Origin of the sequence: Oceanobacillus profundus, assembly GCF_003515705.1 — a bacterium.
In the GTDB taxonomy this organism is placed as follows: domain Bacteria; phylum Bacillota; class Bacilli; order Bacillales; family Amphibacillaceae; genus Oceanobacillus; species Oceanobacillus profundus.
Window position 1 is genome coordinate 314,962 of the sequence record NZ_QWEH01000002.1, and the last position, 21,413, is coordinate 336,374.

The 21,413-nt window shown below is 34.8% G+C and carries 24 protein-coding genes, 1 tRNA gene and 1 pseudogene; 20 read left to right on the plus strand and 6 right to left on the minus strand.

What is annotated here, in order from left to right:
- Positions 1 to 719: 719 nt before the first annotated feature.
- The 10 genes and pseudogenes from D1B32_RS04705 to D1B32_RS04760 all read left to right on the plus strand — a co-directional run bounded on the left by D1B32_RS04705 (position 720) and on the right by D1B32_RS04760 (position 8,707).
- Positions 720 to 1,685 carry a M23 family metallopeptidase gene (locus tag D1B32_RS04705; RefSeq protein WP_118888757.1) on the plus strand — a complete coding sequence of 322 codons (966 nt, stop codon included), beginning with the start codon at positions 720 to 722 and terminating at the stop codon, positions 1,683 to 1,685.
- A gap of 325 nt (positions 1,686 to 2,010) precedes the next feature.
- Positions 2,011 to 2,826 carry a GNAT family N-acetyltransferase gene (locus D1B32_RS04710; protein ID WP_118888758.1) on the plus strand — a complete coding sequence of 272 codons (816 nt, stop codon included), beginning with the start codon at positions 2,011 to 2,013 and terminating at the stop codon, positions 2,824 to 2,826.
- A 53-nt stretch (positions 2,827 to 2,879) separates the two neighbouring features.
- Complete coding sequence (locus tag D1B32_RS04715) at positions 2,880 to 3,080, plus strand: hypothetical protein (RefSeq protein ID WP_118888759.1); 201 nt, start codon at positions 2,880 to 2,882, stop codon at positions 3,078 to 3,080.
- A 295-nt stretch (positions 3,081 to 3,375) separates the two neighbouring features.
- A complete protein-coding gene (locus tag D1B32_RS04720; RefSeq protein WP_118888760.1) occupies positions 3,376 to 4,629 on the plus strand; it encodes an aminopeptidase in 1,254 nt (417 codons plus the stop codon).
- Between the two features lie 261 nt (positions 4,630 to 4,890).
- Complete coding sequence (locus D1B32_RS04725; protein ID WP_118888761.1) at positions 4,891 to 5,196, plus strand: hypothetical protein; 306 nt, start codon at positions 4,891 to 4,893, stop codon at positions 5,194 to 5,196.
- A gap of 430 nt (positions 5,197 to 5,626) precedes the next feature.
- Positions 5,627 to 6,045: pseudogene (locus D1B32_RS04735) on the plus strand (NUDIX hydrolase).
- A 429-nt stretch (positions 6,046 to 6,474) separates the two neighbouring features.
- Entirely contained in the window at positions 6,475 to 6,747 is a 273-nt protein-coding gene (locus tag D1B32_RS04745) for a hypothetical protein (RefSeq protein ID WP_118888763.1), read from the plus strand.
- A gap of 104 nt (positions 6,748 to 6,851) precedes the next feature.
- On the plus strand, positions 6,852 to 7,193 hold the full coding sequence (locus D1B32_RS04750) for an ArsR/SmtB family transcription factor (RefSeq protein WP_118888764.1): 342 nt from the start codon (positions 6,852 to 6,854) through the stop codon (positions 7,191 to 7,193).
- Between the two features lie 22 nt (positions 7,194 to 7,215).
- Positions 7,216 to 7,728, plus strand: a complete 513-nt coding sequence (locus D1B32_RS04755) for an SRPBCC family protein (RefSeq protein ID WP_118888765.1) — start codon at positions 7,216 to 7,218, stop codon at positions 7,726 to 7,728.
- A gap of 169 nt (positions 7,729 to 7,897) precedes the next feature.
- Entirely contained in the window at positions 7,898 to 8,707 is an 810-nt protein-coding gene (locus D1B32_RS04760; protein ID WP_118888766.1) for a MerR family transcriptional regulator, read from the plus strand.
- A gap of 18 nt (positions 8,708 to 8,725) precedes the next feature.
- On the opposite strand, the gene D1B32_RS04765 is transcribed toward D1B32_RS04760, so the two are convergent.
- On the minus strand, positions 8,726 to 9,364 hold the full coding sequence (locus D1B32_RS04765; protein ID WP_118888767.1) for a GNAT family N-acetyltransferase: 639 nt from the start codon (positions 9,362 to 9,364) through the stop codon (positions 8,726 to 8,728).
- A 283-nt stretch (positions 9,365 to 9,647) separates the two neighbouring features.
- Between D1B32_RS04765 and D1B32_RS04770 the strand changes: the two genes are divergently transcribed.
- On the plus strand, positions 9,648 to 9,962 hold the full coding sequence (locus tag D1B32_RS04770) for an Arm DNA-binding domain-containing protein (protein WP_118888768.1): 315 nt from the start codon (positions 9,648 to 9,650) through the stop codon (positions 9,960 to 9,962).
- 20 nt (positions 9,963 to 9,982) lie between these two features.
- On the plus strand, positions 9,983 to 10,144 hold the full coding sequence (locus D1B32_RS24580; RefSeq protein WP_392391097.1) for a hypothetical protein: 162 nt from the start codon (positions 9,983 to 9,985) through the stop codon (positions 10,142 to 10,144).
- Positions 10,145 to 10,241: 97 nt separating this feature from the next.
- Here the strand turns inward: D1B32_RS24580 and D1B32_RS04780 are convergent.
- Positions 10,242 to 10,314, minus strand: a tRNA-Val gene (locus tag D1B32_RS04780).
- Positions 10,315 to 10,656: 342 nt separating this feature from the next.
- Between D1B32_RS04780 and ectA the strand changes: the two genes are divergently transcribed.
- The 4 genes from ectA to D1B32_RS04800 all read left to right on the plus strand — a co-directional run bounded on the left by ectA (position 10,657) and on the right by D1B32_RS04800 (position 13,811).
- Positions 10,657 to 11,172 carry a diaminobutyrate acetyltransferase gene (gene ectA, locus D1B32_RS04785; RefSeq protein WP_118888770.1) on the plus strand — a complete coding sequence of 172 codons (516 nt, stop codon included), beginning with the start codon at positions 10,657 to 10,659 and terminating at the stop codon, positions 11,170 to 11,172.
- Between the two features lie 41 nt (positions 11,173 to 11,213).
- On the plus strand, positions 11,214 to 12,461 hold the full coding sequence (gene ectB, locus D1B32_RS04790; RefSeq protein ID WP_095309519.1) for a diaminobutyrate--2-oxoglutarate transaminase: 1,248 nt from the start codon (positions 11,214 to 11,216) through the stop codon (positions 12,459 to 12,461).
- Positions 12,462 to 12,487: 26 nt separating this feature from the next.
- The gene (locus tag D1B32_RS04795; protein ID WP_095309412.1) at positions 12,488 to 12,874 is read left to right on the plus strand and encodes an ectoine synthase; all 387 of its coding nucleotides are present in this window, start codon (positions 12,488 to 12,490) and stop codon (positions 12,872 to 12,874) included.
- A gap of 214 nt (positions 12,875 to 13,088) precedes the next feature.
- Entirely contained in the window at positions 13,089 to 13,811 is a 723-nt protein-coding gene (locus D1B32_RS04800) for a sulfite exporter TauE/SafE family protein (protein WP_095309410.1), read from the plus strand.
- A 91-nt stretch (positions 13,812 to 13,902) separates the two neighbouring features.
- Here the strand turns inward: D1B32_RS04800 and D1B32_RS04805 are convergent, their stop codons facing one another.
- Complete coding sequence (locus D1B32_RS04805; protein WP_095309407.1) at positions 13,903 to 14,715, minus strand: alpha/beta fold hydrolase; 813 nt, start codon at positions 14,713 to 14,715, stop codon at positions 13,903 to 13,905.
- A 149-nt stretch (positions 14,716 to 14,864) separates the two neighbouring features.
- Between D1B32_RS04805 and D1B32_RS04810 the strand changes: the two genes are divergently transcribed.
- Positions 14,865 to 15,920, plus strand: a complete 1,056-nt coding sequence (locus D1B32_RS04810; protein WP_095309405.1) for a M42 family metallopeptidase — start codon at positions 14,865 to 14,867, stop codon at positions 15,918 to 15,920.
- A gap of 670 nt (positions 15,921 to 16,590) precedes the next feature.
- Here D1B32_RS04810 and D1B32_RS04820 read toward each other — a convergent pair.
- Positions 16,591 to 16,947: a thiol-disulfide oxidoreductase DCC family protein gene (locus tag D1B32_RS04820; protein ID WP_095309399.1), complete on the minus strand. Its 357-nt coding sequence runs from the start codon at positions 16,945 to 16,947 to the stop codon at positions 16,591 to 16,593.
- Between the two features lie 321 nt (positions 16,948 to 17,268).
- Here D1B32_RS04820 and D1B32_RS04825 point away from each other — a divergent pair, with 321 nt between their 5' ends.
- Positions 17,269 to 17,802 (plus strand): dihydrofolate reductase family protein, encoded by a 534-nt coding sequence (locus D1B32_RS04825; RefSeq protein ID WP_095309397.1) that lies wholly within the window; start codon positions 17,269 to 17,271, stop codon positions 17,800 to 17,802.
- Between the two features lie 472 nt (positions 17,803 to 18,274).
- On the opposite strand, the gene D1B32_RS04830 is transcribed toward D1B32_RS04825, so the two are convergent.
- Positions 18,275 to 18,751 carry an SRPBCC domain-containing protein gene (locus tag D1B32_RS04830; RefSeq protein WP_095309392.1) on the minus strand — a complete coding sequence of 159 codons (477 nt, stop codon included), beginning with the start codon at positions 18,749 to 18,751 and terminating at the stop codon, positions 18,275 to 18,277.
- 253 nt (positions 18,752 to 19,004) lie between these two features.
- Positions 19,005 to 19,652 (minus strand): PAQR family membrane homeostasis protein TrhA, encoded by a 648-nt coding sequence (trhA, locus tag D1B32_RS04835; protein WP_095309391.1) that lies wholly within the window; start codon positions 19,650 to 19,652, stop codon positions 19,005 to 19,007.
- Positions 19,653 to 19,788: 136 nt separating this feature from the next.
- Here trhA and D1B32_RS04840 point away from each other — a divergent pair, with 136 nt between their 5' ends.
- Both D1B32_RS04840 and D1B32_RS04845 read left to right on the plus strand, forming a co-directional pair.
- Positions 19,789 to 20,382, plus strand: a complete 594-nt coding sequence (locus D1B32_RS04840) for a DUF1836 domain-containing protein (RefSeq protein WP_095309389.1) — start codon at positions 19,789 to 19,791, stop codon at positions 20,380 to 20,382.
- The gene (locus D1B32_RS04845) at positions 20,372 to 21,352 is read left to right on the plus strand and encodes an LLM class flavin-dependent oxidoreductase (protein WP_118888771.1); all 981 of its coding nucleotides are present in this window, start codon (positions 20,372 to 20,374) and stop codon (positions 21,350 to 21,352) included. Before D1B32_RS04840 ends, D1B32_RS04845 begins: the two co-directional genes overlap by 11 nt.
- Positions 21,353 to 21,413: the final 61 nt, after the last annotated feature.

A 21,413-nucleotide genomic window follows, 5' to 3' on the forward strand; every position in this document is an offset into this window, starting at 1 on the left:
ATTCGTATTGGGCTTGAACCAACGACCTCTACCCTGTCAAATTAGTTTCTGAAGTAAATTAGAAAAAATGAATTCAAAGAAGTGCGGTTTAATAGGGGTTTGGGAGGCTTGAAAATCAAATAAGTTAAATAAATTTAAGCCAGAAAACTAATTCTGTGACTTTTTTGTGACTGATAGGTAAGCAAGTGGTCTGTACTAATATAAAGAACAGTTACTGTATATAACAGCAAGTATCTTTTCCCTATGTTATTAGCATAATGAATGATACTTAATCATGTTACTTTTTTATTTGGTGTGTATCATTGAAGTGTTCTATTTTGAGATGTATTTTTTAAAATACATCTCAAATGATATTAAAATTCAGCAATAAAATTGCAATTAAAAGTCATCTAAATTGACCTATACTCAAATTTGTTAGTTGTGGCTAACAATCGAGGTGCGTTCAAAACAGACGGCTTTTATCATATTGTTTTTCTTTTTTAAGATTATTAATATATCATAATATAACTTTGTGAAATATTGTACTTAAACTAACGGAGCAGTTTAGTTTAACAAGGAGTATCGTCGGATTTACAATGAAATAAAGAAATGTTTCAAAACCAGAGTTTGGGAATTTGTAAAAATAACCAATATCTTTGAAACATCTAAATGAAATTATTCGTATAAATAGATGAATAGAAATGTATAAATTTAACGATGAAAATAATTGGAGGATACATATGTCAAAATTAGATTTAAATAATTTCGGACAATACTTTATCAATGAAGAGTTTGAAATGCTTTATAAAGCTACATCAATAGATTTTCAACAACTACTTGGGTTAAATGAATTTATAAATGTCTGCCATTCTTATAAGCAGGGTATCCAGGAACTAAAGAAGTTTTCTGAAAAAGAATGGTTTGGGACAACTCAAGTTATTTGGATAGACCAAAATAAAGAAAAAGCGATTCAGTTAGCATATGACTCTAATCAGGTGATTACAGGATTTTATTTAAAACCTTTCGTCACTTACGACTCTGACCAAAAATGGACGGAAAATCAATATCGTATGCCGATTTGTGATGAATGGTTCGTATTTTGGGGCGGTACAAATGAGTTTGATAATTATCATTATGTGTACGAAAACCAACGTTATGCTTACGATTTAGTACGTATAATAAACGGGGCAACATATGAAGGTACAAATTTAATCAATGATAATTATTTTGCTTTTGGCACAGATGTTGTTGCACCTTTACACGGAAAAGTTGTGAAAGTAGTAGATGGCATTAAAGATAACGTACCTGGTGAAATGAACGAGCATTATCCTGCTGGTAACTATGTCGTGATTGAGCATCCAAATAAGGAATATAGTATGATTGCTCACTTTAAAAATGGCTCCATTTTAGTTAAGGAAGGCGAACACGTTAAAGAAGAACAACTATTAGGGCAGTGTGGGAATTCTGGCAATTCATCAGAAGCACATATTCATTTTCAAGTAATGGATCGCCCACAATTTGAAAAAGCAAAATCAATTCGTATCCAGTTCAAAAATCAACGTGAATCAGTACAGGGTGATATAGTGAATCCGTTGCCTTTCGATCAAAATAAGATGGAAACTTTCGATAAAGTAGACAATTCATTAACATTTACGGAGATAGTGTTGATGATTCCGAAAATCATTGGTCAGTATTTTAAAGGGTAAAGAAAAAATGAAAAAATATACAAAATCCAGAAATTCTGTACAATATCAGATTTTATTACTGCTCATTGCAAACCTACAAAATTCTGGCGAGAACAAACAAAGATAACGTAATTCTGTTTCGATGACCATTTAAGTATTTAAGTTTATAAAGGCGTAAAAACGATTGTGGAGTTGTACTTCAACTAACGGTGCGTTAATTCAAGAAGGATTAACGCTATTTTATGTAGAAGATATTTTACAAAAGGGGCAATAGAGTTGTATAAGAAAAGGATATATTTACAGCAATGTTAAATGTACAAATTATTTATATTTGGAGAGTGAAAATATGAGCCTAGTGAATAGAGAATTGGCTGTTCGATTGGAAAACTCAGAAATTGAAACTTTGAGTTCTCGACTAACTGAAATTCAAAAAGTGCAAGGGAACTCAATGAACGTAGAAATTCAAATGTTTGGGAATGCAACAGCATTTTCGGTAAAGAACATACCGGGTCCATCCTTCAATACGGTAAAAGGGTTAAATGAAGGCGATGAAAAACAAATAGATAAGATATTAGATTTTTATAAGCAAAAAGAGATTCCTGTTCGATTTGAACTAATTCCAGCTCATACTTCTTCAGAATTACTAACCCGCCTAAGTGAAGCTGGTTATTATCATAATGATTACCATACAGCTCTTTATGCCCCACTCTCCAAAGAAATAGAAACAAGTTATGAATTAAATGAACAAAAAATCACTATCCGTAAGTTAAAAAGAAACGAATTTGATACTTACGCAGAAATCTACACAAAAGGTTTCCGAATGCCAGCATTCTTAAAAAGTGGAGTAGCACAAAATAATGAAGTACTTTATAACATTAAAAATTGGAAATTTTATCTAGCGAGCTATCAAAACGAACCTGCTGGAATAGGAGCTTTGTTTATAAAAGACGGTATAGCTACTTTAGCTGCTGCGGCAACTTTGCTGAATATAAGAAATAAAGGAATCCACAGTGCATTATTAAAGCATCGTATCTATCAAGCAAACTTACAAAAATGTGATTTAATTGTGGGACAAGCAAAATTTGGCTCCGTCAGTCAAAATAATATGGAAAGAGTGGGATTGAGTATAGCTTATACAAAGGAAATATGGATAAAAAAGTAAATTCCTTATTCAACTACATGGTGCCTTAGCGTAAGAAAAGGAGAGAAGATAATTTGAGTAATGATAGTTCCTCAAAATTAGCAAAGTGGAGAGAAAAATATGGAGCAATAGTTATTGCATTAAGCTGTTTATTAAGTGCAATCACAATATGGGGGGATAATTGGATTCTTACAGGCATTTTAGTATTAGGTGTTTTGATTTGTGGAACGATAGGAGTTTTTGATGTAAAGCGAGCTATAAAGAAAAAGAATTAAAAAAGTTTTCTCTATGTAGAAAAAACTTAAAATAAAGACTTTGTGAATTTTTATACTTAAAGAAACGGGTGCATTACTTGAACAAGAGATCGTCAATTTGACGATCTTCTCCTAAAGGGCAGGTTAGTTTAAGAACCCTGTTTTTATGCGAGGGTCATTTCTATATGCATATGGTAAGGATGAAATATATATAAAGATTGTGAAGTAAAGTACTTACACTAACGGGGTAGGATAGTTTAAGTACGTCTGGGGTCTGTAGCAAAATTACACAAGAACATCACAGGGGAGATATTAAATGAATAAAGGAATATATGAATTTATAAGTGAACAACAGTTAAAAATGTATGCAGAACTTGCTGTTCGAACAGGTGTAAATCTGCAAAAAAATCAATTATTGATTATTCATAGTGATATACAAAATGCTACGTTTGCACGTCTAATCAAAACGGTAGCATACGAGGCAGGAGCTTCAAATGTATTTATAGATTGGACAGATGAACAGTCAACCAAAGAATTTTACTTAAATGCAGCAGATAGTATCATCGATCACTTTCCTGATTGGCAGGCTGCCCGTTTTAAGGAGTGGGACGATGCAGGTGCTGCTTACATCCATATTATTTCTGAAAACTTAGATGTCTATAAGGAGGTTTCTACAGAAAGGATAAGTCGTTTCCAAAAAGCTTCTCGTACGAAATTGAGGGATTATTATGCGAAAATTAGATCCCACGAGGTACGCTGGTGTCTTCTAGCTGTCCCGTATGTTGTATGGGCAACTAAAGTATTTCCTAACCTAAGTAAAGAAGAAGCTTTACAATCATTATGGAAATTAATTTTAAAAGGATCACGGGCAGATGGGGAAAATCCTATAAAAGATTGGGAGAGTCACAATAGAGCCTTCGAGTCTCGAAAAAAAATCCTAAACGAGAGCCAATTTGAAGCCTTGCATTTTACAAATAGCGGTGGAACTGATTTATTAGTTGGTCTACCTAAAAATCATCACTATATCGGTGGGGGTGTCATAGATGAAAATGGAATACCTTTCTTTCCGAACATTCCTACGGAAGAAATATTTACTGCTCCCCATAAAAATAAGGTAAATGGCAAATTGGTAGGTACTAAACCTCTTATCTATGGTGGAAGTGTCATCGATGAATTTTATCTAATTTTTAAAGATGGACGGATTACCGACTATTATGCCGCAAAGGGACAGGAAGTGTTACAAAATATCATTGAAACAGACGAAGGTTCACATTATCTAGGTGAAATTGCCTTAGTCTCTAATAAATCTCCTCTTGCTCAGGCAGATACTCTTTTTTACAATACCTTATTTGATGAAAATACGACCTGTCATATTGGAATCGGAAATGCATCTCCCTCCAATATTCAAAATGGCATTGACCAATCTGAGGAAGAGTTGAAGGAAGCGGGTCTGAATAATTCACTTTTGTTAGTTAATGTAACTTTTGGTACCGAAGATATGAAAGTAGTAGGCATTAAAGAAGGTGGAACTGAAGTCCTGCTAATGAAGGATGGGGATTTCCAATTCTAAATTGTCTACAACTTAAAAACAGAGAAAACTGGTTTCTGGTGGATTAGATTTAGTGCTAGTTATAGTGAAAACAAACTGGGCAGCATTCCTGTAACAAATGAAGATTATGGGTTATGTTTGTGAAAGAATGTACTTAAACAAACGGGTGCATTACTCAAAAGTGACTATCTTGTTAAAGGGATGGCAGTCGAAGATTAGTGGGACGGAAATGAGAATAATAAAATGTGATTGTGGACTATAAATGATCGGGGTGGAAATTTAATGAAAAACAAGGATACTATTTATGATATTGTCGTGCATACTGTCAATTTAATTCTATTGGGAGCTATCGGTTTTCTTGCGTTTTTCTCTGTGGTAAATATTAGCCCACACCGAGACCCGGTCTCTGACATGTTTGGATTCGGTACAATTATTTTCCTGACTGTAATGTGGGCAATCAATTACTGGTTCCAATTCAAGAAAAGAAAATGGATTCTACCAATAGCCGGAACCGTCCTTTTCGTCGCCATCGCTTTGTTTATCCTGGATGTGGGCATACCATTCTTATACGACACTTTTATTAGATAAGCCCGCAACCATATAGAATAATAGAAGTAATAAATATTGTTTTTATCATTCTACTTTACTAACCGGTGCATTACTGATAGAAGGATAATGCTCCTCCTTATTCAAGTAACGCAACAGAATAAAAATAGCTTTGAGAGGATGATTAAAATTATAATACCAATTATAATTTTAATTGCACTTTGCTTAATACTCTGGTTTTTTAAAATAAACACATCCTATGTAATACCTAATTTAATAGAATGGGCTACAAAGTTCATTCTTTCTTGGATAACGTTGTATTGGATAATTAGGTTGGTTAAAAGTATAGAAAAAATAAAATAACAACTTATTCAAGTAACTGGCACATAGAAGATATTTTACTGGTGGGGCAGGGTAGCCGAAAAACATTCCGTAATAATTTAACCCTGAAAAACATAGGAGAGAGTAAGAAATGATAAGAGTCGATGTAACTTATGCATTTATTTATCAATGAGGATAAGAAAAAAATCCTTATGGTTTAATAACAAGGGTGGAGGTTGGTCTCTCCCTGGTGGTGCAATGGAAAAAGGAGAAAATCTAGAACAAGCAGTTATTCGAGAGGTCAAGGAAGAAACAAGTTTAACAATTGAAGCTGGAGAAATTATAGCTGTCAATGAAGCTATATTTAAAGACAAGGGACATCACGCTATATTTATAACATTTAATGCAAAAGTAATCGAAGGAGAAATTTCTATTATAGACAAAGACGAAATTTCAGAAATAGAATGGGTATGGGTATCCATACAAAGGGCTAATGAATTAATGCCTTATCATCTTAATGGAGTTGACAGGATATTTAAAGCCTCATCTCCTTATACATTTCAAGGATAATAAACCCCGGCCCATCTTCAACGTTAATTCAAGAAGGATTAACGTTATTTTACGTAGAAGTAAGACATTTTTATGAAAAGAGTGGTTTCCAATCTTGCGACAAGGGATCTTTAGTAGCATTCGCTATGTTGAGTTAGATGCATTAGTTTAAAAGGCATTTTGTTATGAAAAAACATAAAATAGGGAGTTGCACTTTAGACTAGGTGCAACATTTTATATAAAACAATGCGTATTCAATTAAGCAACAATTTCTGAATTATAAAAATATGCACTTAAAGTAACGGGTGCCTATGTTGAACAATGGGGTTGCTGCGGCAATCCTTTTTCTTAATCGACTAACTTGGAAAGATTGTTTAATAGTGAAACTATTTGTTTTTTAATCCGTACATAAGTTTAGGGAACAAATAATATATGGAGGTTTAAAAATATATGGAATACATTCTTATAATCATAGCTTTTCTTATAATAATAAATGTAACGGCTAAGGTGAATAAATTAGAAGGTCGCATAAAAAGAATGCAATATACCTTAGACCAAGTAACCAAACAATCGGGTCTGCCTGAAAATCCAATCAATGATGAACTACGTAAACTAATAAAAGAGGGCGAAGATGTAAAAGCAATTAAAAAAGCAAGAGAAACTTTGGGTCTTTCACTGATAGAGGGTAAAGAATATATTGATAAGTTGAAATTCAATGATTGATAATTCTTGATTTACCCACAAAAACACAAAACGAAAGATCGGATATGTTTTTAATTTAACTAAACAGTTGAGTATAAATTGAGAAGTTTGTTATATTTAACCATATGGTTAATCAATATGAAGATAACTTAAATGAAATTTTTCATGCTTTATCCGATCCAACAAGGAGAGAAATCGTTTATATGATGGCTCAAAAGGAGAGGACAGTTTCAGAGTTAGCAGAGCCTTTTGACATGTCTTTAGCAGCTATTTCTAAACATATAAAGGTTCTTGAACGAGCAAATTTAGTGGAGAGGAATGTAAGAGGAAGAACGCATATATGTAGATTAAACGCAGCGTCATTGTCTCAAGTTTCTGAATGGCTTCGTTTTTATGAGAGGTTTTGGAGTAATCGTTTTGACCCTCTTGAGAAAGAGTTAATAAAGGCACAAAAGAAAGAACATTAAATTACATAAAGGAGTTTTTAATATGAACAACTATTCAACAACCACTTTAACAATGGTCAGAAATTTTGATGTAAAATCGGAAAGAGTTTTTGATGCATGGTTAAACCCAGAAATGATGAGAAAATGGTTTTTTACATTGGAAGGGACGAATAAGGTTGCACAAAATAATCCTGTAGTAGGCGGTACTTGGGAAATTGTTGACCATCGACAAGGAAAAGATTACCGTGCGATTGGGGAGTACCTCGAAATTGATCCTCCGAAAAAAATCGTGTTCACTTTTAAGATGCCTGAATTGACACCAGAAGGATTCAGCGAATTAGCAGATACGATTACAGTTGAGCTAAAAGAACTCCAGCAAGGCTGTGAGATGACTTTCACACAATTGATCCATGTTATTCATGAAGAAAATTGGACAGAGTCCGATATCGAAAAAGCTCATGATGAATGGCGTGATAGCACTGAACAAGGCTGGTATTATATGTTTATGGGTCTTAAAGAATTATTGGAGACAGGAAAAATTAGCTATAAAGGTTAAAAATCATTTTGGAGTTTCGAGATATATAAATCTACCTAAATAATAGGAAGACATTAAGGATACTCTATTAATGCCAATAATAATAACAAAAATTAATCAATAACGTGTGCTATTCTAAAATATAGGGGTGAAAAAAGGACTTCACGCATTAAACTTCTTGGAGGAATTTATGGTTAATAAAAGATACTTTTCAATTGGAGAAGTTTCTAAATTAAAGGATGTTACAATAAAAGCCTTGCGTTATTACCACGATATTGGCTTGCTTACGCCTGCCTACATAAACCCCGAAAATGGTTATCGGTATTATACAATTAACCAATTTTTTTACCTTGATATTATAAAAATATGTAGACAGGGTAATGTAAGTATTAGTGAAATTAAAGATTTATTTACTAATTCCGATACCAATTATCTTAAGTTTTACTTGGAACAGAAAAATGAAGAAATTCAGATGGAAATAAAAAAACTAATACAGTTTAGTAAACAAATAGAAATATTAAAGAAAGCTATTCATACATCTGAGGATGATCTTATGAATAAAGGCTTTAATATGCAGACCTTCGAAGAAAGATACCTTTTTAGTTCACCTACACAGGGTGGAGTACTTGATGAAATGCAGTCATTCGATAAATTAGATGAAGAATTAGAAAGATTTATAATGAATACATTCCAGTACGGACTAATTTATTCACGTCATAATGATATTTGGGCTATTAGTGATGCATTTCGTATAATAACAGCAGATGATTCTATTATGCTTAAAGATAATCCAAGTGTATCTAAGTTACCAAAGGGAGATTACTTAACTGTAAATTGTACAAGAGAAACTGAAATCGAAACATTTCAATTAATAAAAGAATATTTGGTGAAAAAGAGTTTGTCGTGTGATAAGATTTATTTATTTTATTTAGTTACAGATGTCTTTAATCAAAATAATCACTTTTCGCAATTTCAAATTAGTTTAAAGCCCACCCCCTAGCTAAGGTGGGCTTTAAACTTAAAATTTGTATTCATAAATAAAGTTTGTATTCTCGAATCTTCCTTCAGGTAAATTAAATACAGTTAATTCTTCCTCTAGGCGTTTAAAACCATTACAGTCGTAGAACCCATAGTTACTTATTGTATCTGTATATACATAGATTTTATTAACTTTTGTGTTTCTAAAGTAAGAAAATAGCTCATTCAATAATTTTTTTCCTACCTTTTTACCTCTCGACTTTTCAGAAACGGCAAAGAATTCTAAACAGCCTTGAAACTCATTTTCTTTTCCTCTAATTAACTTGCTATATGCATCATTAGTCTTTGAAGTAAATTCGACAAATAAGTTTCTTTCGATGTCGTTTAGATTTAAGATTTCTAACAGTTCCTTTGTATAATCCTCTTGTAATAATCTATAAGATCTTATCTCATCAACTCTTGATCCAAAAATTACACCAATGACCTCGCCGTCTAGTGTAGCTACTCTCCCGAAGGTACTTTTGTTTAATATCGGATTTATAAACATTAGCGTAATTGCTGCATCTAGTATATCTTCGTTTTCTACCTCTTCTATAAACCCTTTAGCAAAGGCCTCAGCAGTAATTACTTTAATAGGTTCTATGTCCTCTTTTTTAATGTCTCTAATTTCTAAGTTCATTTTGAATTCCTCCTTTAAATGATTAACTTACAAATAGAGTTTAATGTCTACCCTATAGGGGAGAGTCAAGAGTTTCTTTTTAATTTTCTTAGAGAATATATGCATTTCTATTATTCTACAACAATAATGTCCTGTTAGTTTAAGTGCATATTAACCTTACCATTTAATTGCAATATTTCAAATAATAAATCTAAATTAATGTAACTAATTATAATTTACTATTCCTTGGTCAAAATTAAAAGTAGACCACTTGCTTACCTTTACTAATAAGGAGGTAAGCAAAATGATAGGATCTATTCAAAAATATAAGAAAAAACAAGGGATTAGATATCGATATACCGTTGATCTCAATCAAGATGGGGTGCGTAAACAGAAAAAGAAATCCGGTTTTCTACTATCTAGCCGAGTCATCACTGAACTTAAAGAACACCGAAGAAATCAGGAGGGTCAGAAGAAAGCGGCTGGAGAAATGTACCAAGATCAAGATTTAGTTGTTTGTACAGAAAATGGGGCGGTCCAGGATCCGGGAAATTTGCTGCGGGTTACAAATAGAATCATTAAGCAGGTGGTGTACGTATCATTCGCTTTCACGATTTAAGACATTCGCACGCATCCATCCTGTTATCAGGAGGTGTAGATTTAGTCAAAGTTGCTGCACGTATGGGACATACCAGCCCCAAAACAACCTTGGAAATATACGCTCACCTTGTTCCTAACAACGATTATGATGTTGCCGATGTGTTTGAAATGGCTCTAAAAAATTCTGTGACTGATTTGTGACTGCTAACCAAATTGGGGTGAAAAACAAATCTTTACTATAAAAATAAAAAAGCCTGTACTCCTTGATATACAAGGGATACAGACCTCTGTTTTATGATGATTCCGATTGGGCTCGAACCAACGACCTCTACCCTGTCAAGGTAGCGCTCTCCCAGCTGAGCTACGGAATCGTATGTACGATTTGTACTTATTACTATACGTGTAAAATGCCGTCCTGTCAATATTAATTTGCTTTATTAGAGACTTGCTAAAAATACGACCAATCAGCAACCAACCTTCTGATTTAAAACTCTAAAAAACTCGAATTTTGCATAAACCGGATTATACCTCAGCATTTGCTAGCTTTTAATAGGCATCTTCAATCAAACTACCCACAGCATACCTCATCATGAATAATCTGTAAATTCCCGCCTTTATCAATTTTGACGAAATGGAAGCTTATTATTAATCTTATAGAGTACCAATTAAATAGCGCAGGAGGTGAGAGCATCAATACAAATGGAATTGCAGGAATGAATGCAGTAGCTGAAATTGAAACAGATTTTCATTTTCGTAAGCCAACCAAACACGATGGATCAGTGGTTTGGCAACTCATAAAAAATACAAAGGTACTTGATTTAAATTCGTCATATAGTTATTTAATGTGGTGTGAGATATTTTCTGATACATCCATTGTGGCAGAAAGAAACGGGGAGATTGTTGGGTTTATTTCCGGGTTTTTTCATCCGAATACAACGGATAAATTATTCATTTGGCAGGTTGCTGTTAATGAATCTGAGCGCGGTAAAGGTTTAGCAACAAAGATGTTGTACCAATTACTGAACCGTACAGCATGTGGAACCGTTCAATACATTGAAGCAACAGTTTCACCTTCAAATAAACCGTCACAATCATTATTTAAAGGTCTTGCAAAAAAGCTTGAGACAGATTGCAACATCAGTGATTACTTTCTCTCAGAGGATTTTCCAGCTGAAGGACATGAAGATGAATTGCTATTCAAGATAGGTCCAATAAAAAATAAAAGATAAAGGATGATTTGGTGACTACAGCTGTATTAAATGATGCGAAAATGAAAACATTTGAGGAATTAGAGTCTGCTGTAAGAAGCTATAGCAGAGGCTGGCCGACAGTTTTTAATAAAGCAAAGGGCTATAAACTTTGGGATACAGATGGCAAGGAGTATATTGATTTTTTTGCCGGTGCAGGAACAATGAATTATGGCCATAATGATGATACGATGCAGCAAAAAGTGATTGAATATATCCAAAATGATGGCATTATACATAGCCTCGACATGGGTACAACTCCAAGAAAAGAATTCCTTGAAAACTTTAAAGAAATTATTCTTACACCACGTAAGCTTGACTATAAAATTATGTTTCCGGGTCCAACTGGAACAAATACAGTAGAAAGTGCTTTGAAAATTGCTAGAAAGGTAACAGGACGTGAGACAGTTATAAGCTTCACAAATGCTTTTCACGGAATGACGATTGGTTCTCTTTCTGTGACAGGTAATTCCTTTAAACGCCATGGTGCAGGTGTGCCACTCCATCATTCGGTATCTATGCCGTTTGATAATTATGTGGAAAATCATGATTCCATCGCCTATTTGGAACGGTTTTTAGAGGATAGTGGAAGTGGTGTGGCATTGCCAGCTGCTATTATATTGGAAACGGTACAGGGAGAAGGTGGCATTAATGCTGCGCGAATCGAATGGTTACAAAAGATAGAGGAACTGTGTAAACGCTGGGACATTTTATTAATTGTAGATGATGTGCAGGCAGGAAATGGACGTACGGGTACTTTCTTTAGCTTTGAACCAGCTGGTATTGAACCGGATGTTGTTTGTCTTTCCAAATCGATCGGTGGTTTTGGTCTGCCAATGGCAATTACATTAATCAAACCGGAACATGACAAATGGGGTCCGGGTGAGCACAATGGTACTTTCCGTGGAAATAATTTAGCGTTTATTGCAGCGACGGAAGCATTAAGCTATTGGAAAAATAATGACTTCGAAAAAGAAGTTCAGGAAAAAGCAGAAATTCTAAAGACTGCTGTAAGTACTATAATTGAAAAATATCCTGAACTGAATGGAGAAGCAAGGGGCAGAGGATTGATGCAGGGAATTGCAGTAGAGGAAGAGGGTCTAGCAACTGAAATTTGTGCAGAAGCATTTCAGCGTGGCTTAATTGTAGAAACTTCCGGTCCTAAGGATGAAGTCGTTAAATTCCTGCCACCGCTTATTATTGACAAAGTGGGATTAGAAAAGGGATTTCAGCTATTAGATGACAGTATTAACTATGTCTTGAACAAATAATGAGGGATAAGAAAGGGGAATGCGCTATGATCGTTAAATCATTAGAGGAAATTATTGGAACAGAGGATGAAACTTTCAGTGAAAACTGGTCGAGCCGTCGATTTATTTTGAAAAAGGATGGCGTTGGCTTTAGCATGAACGATACCATTATTAAAGCTGGTACGGATAACTTTTTCTGGTATAAAAATCATATTGAAGCAGTTTATTGCATTGAAGGTGAAGGGGAAATTGAAAAAGTGGAAACTGGAGATGTTTTTCAAATTAAGCCTGGAACAATGTATTTGTTGAATGATAATGATAAGCATCGTCTTCGTGCACGTACACAAATGCGAATGGTTTGTGTGTTCAACCCGCCATTAGTCGGAACAGAAACACATAATGAGGAAGGGTATTATCCGCTTTTAGTTGAATAATAATTTGTTTTAGGCCATCTGATACATGTCAGGTGGCTTTTCAAAGGTTAGGTCCTTTTTAAAATCCATCGTAAAAGTCTGCTCTAAGTAGAATGTTAATCAGCGTATATCCTTTGTGCTATTTCGCTAAAAGTTGTCAGATGAAGAACAAAAAATAGGTGAACAATGCTATGATGAATAATACACAACATCACACAGGCAGAGGGTGTCTATTTTGGGAACGATATTTTTATTTATCACAATTATTTTAGTTGCTTCTATTCTTCAAACGAGCACTGGGTTCGGCTTTTCAATAATGGCTACACCATTCTTGCTCATGTTATTTTTGCCTCAAGAAGCAATTCAGATAAATATTATTTTATCTTTAATTATTTCAATTGCATTAGTCTATAAAATAAGAAAAGATATTGATTTTAAGATTGTAAAGCGATTTACGCTAGGAAGCTTAGCTGGTATCCCCGTTGGTGTTATCCTAATTATAACGATTGAAGATATGAACGTTTTCAAGCTGGGAATCAGTATCCTTATTCTGCTATTAACTGTATTGTTAATGCTAAACTTCAAAGTAAAACCAACTCCAATCAGAGATTTCATTGTTGGCGGGATATCTGGAGGGTTAACAACAAGTGTTGGAATGCCTGGACCGCCATTGTTGTTATATTTTACTGGAACAGATACGGAAAAAGCAAAGCTGCGGGCAACGACTTTAGGATTTTATCTTTTTATTTATCTTGTCAGTCTTATTACGCAAATCATCTTTACGGGTACAAATAAAGTTATTTGGGAATCGAGTTTATATGCGGTTCCGTTTGTGATTTTAGGATTATTCCTAGGGCAGCTACTTTTTAAATGGATAAATCAAAAGATTTTTAGGCTATTTACATACATTCTATTGTTATTTACAGGTGTCTTTCTGTTGCTGGAGAGTTTATTTTAAGGAATCTGGAGTAAGAATTTTAAACTTCTGCGTAAAAGTTAAACAAATACCTAGCATGTGATTCAGGATACGGTCACATGCTAGGTTATTTTTACGCCGTTAAAAATGTTAATAGTTCTCGATTAAATTTTTCTTGTTCCTCCCAAAATAATCCGTGTCCACTATGTTCAAACCAGATAAGCTTGGAGTGCTGTATTTGTTGATGCAGGACGGACGCAAGCTGGGGAAGGCAAATTTGATCATGTATTCCCTGGAAAATAAGAGTAGGTGCTTGAATGCTTTCCACATCAGCAAAGAGTACTTCATCTCTCAATGTGACTAAAATATTAGCTGTGGAATAACCACTTGCCACAATTCCTAATTGGAAAAACCATTCCTTAAAAGCTGGTGTCAGCGCTCTGTAGAAAAACATGTTCGTTAAATCTGCTAGCATTTGTGGACGATTATCGTACGTTTGTTGGATAAGCTGATTTACTTCATTAGCTTGTAAGCCATATGGAAATCCTGGTCGCTGGATGAAGCTAGGTGCTGCTGCAGCGAATAGAGCAAGCTTATCTACACCATATCCACGATGTCTGCCCATATATCGAATAACGATTGCACCACCAACTGAATGACCGGCAAGTGTAAAATGTTTTAAACCGAGTGTGTCAACAATAACGCGAATATCATCTGCAAGACGATCATAAGAATAACCTTCCCATGGTTTATCGGATTGACCAAAACCTCTTAAATCAATTCCGATACAGCGATAGCCCATACCAGGAAAAACATTAAATTGATATTCAAATAACCGGTGATTTGCTGGCCATCCATGCACAAACAGAATAACTTTTTCACTTGTTGGATTGATATCCTCCACATAAATGTTAACAGATGGTTCGACCTGTACATAATATCCCATTGTTTCTCCTCCTTGATTAAATCCCTTTTATACACATATTCTAAAGGAGGCTAGGATAAGAACTAATTCCATCAATAATGAAGTATATTTACTGTTCAGGCAGTGATGTTAACTGTAAAATTAGGATATCGATAAGAAGGGGTGATCAGATGACGCCATATCCGAATGTTAGCGAAACAAAGGAGCTAATTAGACAATTAGTATCAATTCCAAGTCCGTCTGGGTATACGTTTCAAGTGATTCAATTTGTAGAACAATTTTTACAGGATTTAAATGTAGAAACGAAACATAATCGAAAAGGAGCTTTAATCGCAACCTTGCCTGGTGCAAATAAGGATGAGCATCGCATGCTGACTGCTCATGTAGATACATTAGGAGCAATGGTAAAAGAAGTAAAGAGTGATGGCCGACTTCGTCTTGATTTGATTGGTGGTTTTCGCTATAACTCGATTGAAGGAGAGTATTGTGAGGTTCATACAGCGAATGGGGAAGTTATAACCGGAACAATTTTAATGCATCAGACCTCTGTTCATGTATATAAAGATGCCGGTGACGCCAAACGTGACCAGACGAATATGGAAGTGCGGATTGATGCAAAGGTTGAAAATGCAGAAGAGGTACGGACGCTTGGAATTGAGGTTGGGGATTTTGTTTCCTTTGATCCACGTGTACAGCTGACTGAAAATGGGTTTATTAAATCACGTCATTTAGATGATAAAGCGAGTGTAGGTATTTTATTACAGCTTATCAAACGAATCAAAGCGGAAGAGATAAGACTTCCGTATACAACGCATTTTCTTATTTCCAATAATGAAGAGATTGGTTATGGTGGAAATTCCAACATTACTCCTGAAACTGTGGAATATTTAGCAGTGGATATGGGAGCAATGGGAGATGGGCAGTCGACAGATGAGTATACTGTTTCCATTTGTGTCAAAGATGCGACAGGACCATACCATTATGGTTTGCGAAAACACCTTGTTGAACTGGCTGAAGCTAATAACATTGGCTATCAATTGGATATTTATCCATTCTATGGTTCAGATGCTTCGGCAGCAATTCGTGCAGGCCATGATATTATTCACGGATTAATTGGACCAGGAATAGACTCATCCCATGCTTTTGAGCGAACACATGAAAGCTCACTTATTCAAACGGAAAATTTGTTATATCATTATGTACAATCAGAAATGATTGGTTATTAACTTTAAATAAACCGCCTTTCTAAATAAATCTAATTACAATATAGTTGAGAAATCCCACCTGCATGAAGTAGGTGGGATTTATTTGCACTTACTTCATAGAAGATTTCCAGATAGTTTCTCCTGTCAGTGCCCCTTTTAATAATAAAAGGATTGTTTTTATTACCCACCTTTTCAAATTCCGAGAGTTGTTTTAGGAAAACCGTTATTATCTTTCGATTCATGCAGTCTTAGTAGTGCTGCGTGATACTCCCTATATTCAGGGACCTCCATCTCCAAGCCGTTGTCGGAATCATAAAACGTTTCTAACGTATAGTAATAACTCGTTCTATCCTTCCATGTGACTTCTAAAAGAGTTCCATTTTCGTAATTTAATAATTTCTTGACCAAAGAGCTAATATACACTATTTCACCACTTTTACAGGTAGTAGAAGCTTGTTTAGGTGATACTGCTATGGTAAGAAAAAAGTGAGTACCATGGCAACAATTATTCCGCTCGTTTTAGCTACTCCTGCCAAATTTTTTGTGTTTGGGCATATTACTCCTCCTAATCATGATACAAAATAATGTACCACCATTTGGACCTAATTTGCTCATAATACATCGTCTTAATAATCAACTTTAATTGTATCTAGTCAATGATATTTATTAAAATTATTCTTTTAGCATATGATTATAATGGTTTACGTCCGAACCAATCGTAACGATTTTTGGAAATCCACATGTACAGCGGAGATAAGAGCCTATCGATATATGGCAGATAAAATAACAAGCTGAAAGGAAAGGTTAATGGCAAAGCAGTTAATATTTTCCTTACAGTATAAAACCCTTCATACAAACGACCTTTGGATGAAAGCATTTGAATCTTATCGTATATATCCCGATTTTTTAAAAAGTGGAATTTATAGCTCCCCTCAGCTACTTGAACCGGTATCCAATGAATTCGTCGAAACCAGTCTAATTTTTGAACAGCTATCTTCACAGTTGAACATAAAGGGCATTCTCCATCATAAAAAACTATATGTCTCATATTGAACAGCCTCCTATTATTTTTTACCCTTTCTAAAATAAGATAAAACCGTCTTCTATATAATCGAAGCGAGCAGGAAGCGGTAACTAACCTTCGACATCTCACACAACCGTCTGCACGGTTCGGAATAGGGAGGTTTCATCTAATTCCAATGTGTTGTTTGAAATCGTATACGCAGACTTTTCAGTCCCTGTCTTTTCTCAATTCTCTCTACTCCATATGACCCTTGAGTAAGAAATATTTGCGAGTTATTTTGATTAACATGACAAAAGATGTCATGTTTATATTATATAGTTTACAGGTAATGAAAGGAGATTTTTCATGAATCAAAGACGAAATACGGTATTGTTCATAGCGTCAAGTTTGGATGGATACATTGCTACGAAAGATGAATCTCTTGAATGGCTATTCAAGGTTGAAGGTGAAGGAGATAACGGCTTTGCAGAGTTCTATGAAACAGTTGATACACTTTTAATGGGAAAAAGAACTTACGATTGGGTAATGAAGCAAGATTTTGAAGAGTTCCCATATAAAAATAAGGAATGCTATGTGTTTACGAGATCTTCTTATGAGGATACCGAGAATGTGAAATTTGTTAAGGATGATGTAAATAATTTCATGAACAAGCTAAAAAACAAAGACGGTAATAACATTTGGGTAGTCGGTGGAGGTGAACTGCTAAATTCTTTTATGCAGAAAGATTTAGTTGATGAATTCATTATAACCATTGCACCAACTATAATAGGTAACGGGATCCCTTTATTTAAAGAAGGAAATCGACAATTAGACCTTTCTCTGAAAGGAACTAAGAAATTTAATCAATTTATTGAATTGCATTATGAAGTTAAAAAGTAAATTAACTAAGGGAATAAAAGGTCTATAAAAAGTGTTGTTTTTCTTTTTAAACTTCTTCCACAATTTGGGCCCATTAATGGAATAATACTTAATTTTATTGTATCCATAAAAATCCCTTTGGATAATGCAAAATCCAAAGGGGCAAAAATTCGCATCTTTTTTACAAACGTCGCGACTTTATTTTAGGTCTACACAAACCACCATATGATGGTTTGTTATTATTTTAATATGAATCTATAGCTGCATTTGATGGTTGCGCCATTCTTAATTCGACTTCCTTTTTTACTCTTTCAAAGAGCCTGTCGATTATTTCTCTATTTACATCATTTTCAGTTATTTCTAATGAAAAAGGCTCTCAACATATTTCGATCCATAGAATTTTTATAAAAAATATTGTTCATTTTCCGCTTGGGTTATTCGTTAAAGCGCTCATTTGCTTAAGATTGATATCAGAAATGATTATTACAATTTGTTATTCAGTAAAGATAGCAAGATTCTCCAGCGTGGATCCTAAACCTGTGTCATGATCCTCCTTCCGTATTCCTTCAGGTACGTTTTCGCATACAATAGTAACCTTTGTGCCTTCTGAAACAGGTTCCAAGAGCCACTTCTGTATCATCTCGCCCGAGAATGATGGATCCTCGGAATCGAATTTTATTGATTGCACAATTCGTTTGTCTGGAACCAACTCCAAAAACTTCCCTTGGGCTACGTCAGTGTTTTCCGTAGTCTTTCCAGGGTTTGAGTGATCCATTTCGTATTTAAGAATCAGTTTATAAGTTCCGCCTTCACGGGGATCAAACATGTCAATATGACCCGACATTCCTTTCGGTGGAAGCCACGAAACCAATGATTCTGGGTTCAAAAACGCCTGATAAATAGTTTGTGGAGATGCCATAATTACTTTTGAAGCAGAATCTATTCTCCTATTACTTGATTTATTCGCCATGATAAAACCCTCCTTATAGTCATTCCCTTAATCTTTTTAATTTTACCACAATAAAAGCAACTAATTTCTTCTCGATTGCTAAAAGGTTATACTTTTATTCCTTTAACTGGCCTGATTGCTTCCAATTTATTAATCTTACGTTTTAATGATGCTATAATTGCCTCTTAAACAAGGGTCTAGAAAACTTTAGAATAAATTAACATTTCAAAAAGGACTATCTCAAAAAAATGAAATAGTCCTTCAAATATATGTTTTATAATACGTACCCATAAATGCATATAAAATGAAATAGGGTGCCGAGCAAGATGAAAATATGAAAAATTTCATGGAAACCGACATGTTTAAAGCTTAAAAATGCGGGCTTCAGCCAATAAATAACGGCTCCAATTGTATATAGTAGACCACCAAGAATAAGGAAGAACATCCCGTTCGTTCCGATAATCGGTGCAAGTGATCCACTGAAAAACACTACAATCCAGCCCATGATGACATAGAGTGCAGTTGATAACCACCTCGGTGCATGAAACCAAACTAGTTTAAAAATAACCCCTGCAATCGCAAGTCCGCTGATGACACCGAATAAAATCCAGCCAGTTACACCATTTAAACTGATTAAACAAAACGGCGTATACGTTCCAGCTATGAGTACAAATATCATCGAATGATCGACCCGTCGTAAAAATGCGATGATTCGATCCCTTGCTATAACCATATGATATGTAGCAGATGCAGCATATAGCAGGATCATGCTAATTCCAAAAATAATGACAGCGGTTATTGCAAGCGCTGATTCTGTTGTATCTAGAGCCTTCATTATCAATGCAACAAGTCCCGCGATTGATAAAATTGCCCCGAATAAATGTGTAAATCCATTGATCGGTTCCCGAATGTAATTATTCATATTAACACCCCTATAATGATAAGTAGTTTTAAAAACTATATGTACATAATAAACGTATTATATGATGTAGTCAATGTTTACTTCGAGAAAATTTCGCTTTATAATGAACATACTATATATAAATGAGGTTGTTACAATGAAACATAAACATGAATGGATGGAAACACTCCATTTAGATAACCAGTTATCTATTGAGGATATCCCAGATTTAGATCTTTATATGGATCAGGTAATTCAACTATTTGAGAAGAAGTTTGTAGGTCAAAAGCGGAATGATGATGAAAAAGTACTTACAAAAACAATGATAAATAATTATGCAAAAGGGAAATTGTTTTTTCCAATTAAAAACAAGAGGTATTCGAAGGAACATTTAATGTTGATAAGCATGATATATCAAATGAAGGGTGCATTATCAATCAATGATGTAAAGCTGACACTTGAAAGGCTGAATACGAAAATAACGGACGAGTCCTTTGATTTACAACGATTATACAGTAGTTATTTGGAATTAATGAATGTAAACCATGCCATGTTTGAAAAAGACCTACTCGAACATATGAATGAGGTTGAAACAGAAGTTGCTGAAGTGAATGATAATGATGAGCCGTATTTGGAACAAGTACTACTTGTGGCTACACTTACAAATATGAGTAATTTTTACAGAAAAGCAGCGGAAAAGCTTGTGGATGAAATGAATCAAAAGGAAGAGGGTGATAAGAATGAAGCTTAGTATTTTGGATCAAGCACCAATTGCAAAGGGGCATACTGCGAAGGAAGCATTAGACGCTTCTATTGAACTCGCTCAGCTTGCAGACCGCTTAGGATATAAGCGATATTGGGTAGCAGAGCATCATGATCTTGATGGATTAGCGAGTCCAGCTCCAGATATTTTGCTTGGAATAATTGGATCGCAAACTGAAAGAATTCGTTTAGGCTCTGGTGCTGTCTTATTGCCGAATTATAAACCATATAATGTGGCAGAAAGATATCATATGTTAGCAACTTTATTTCCTGGTCGGATAGATTTAGGAATTGGCAGAGCGCCAGGCGGATCGGCTGAGGTTTCAATTGCTTTAGCTGGAAACTTCTTGGAGAAAGTGAAAAACATGCCTAAGCTTTTGGATGAATTGCTTCATTTTATCAATTGTGATTTTCCTGAAGAAAATATGTTTGCAAAAATTGCTGCCACACCAATTCCGGAATCAGCACCAATTCCATGGTTGTTAGGAACGAGTGAAAAAAGCGCATATCTAGCAGCTGAAAAAGGGTTGCCTTATGTGTTTGGCCACTTTATGAGTGATGCGGATGGCCCTGCGATCGTTAAAAGCTATTTCGATAATAGTACAACAAATAAAGCCAAAGCTATTGTAACGGTTACCGTCGTTTGTGCTGAAACAACAGAAGAGGCAGAAAAAATTGCTCAAAGTAATTTGCATTGGAAAGTGTTGCAAGCAAAAGGTGAGGGTAAGAACGGTGTACCTTCCATAGAAGAAATAGAACAATATCAGTATACGAATGAAGAAATTCAGATGATTGATAAACTGAAACAGAATCAAATTATTGGAAATCCACAGCATGTAAAAGAAGAGCTTAAGAATCTGCAACAGCGTTATGATGTCGATGAACTAATGATTGTTACTATTACCCATAGCTATGAAGCAAGGAAGAGGTCATATGAGTTATTAGCAGAGCTGTTTTGATTTTGTATGATACTGAAAAAGTTGGTTAAACTACTCCTGCAATAAATATGAAGGAGGAGTA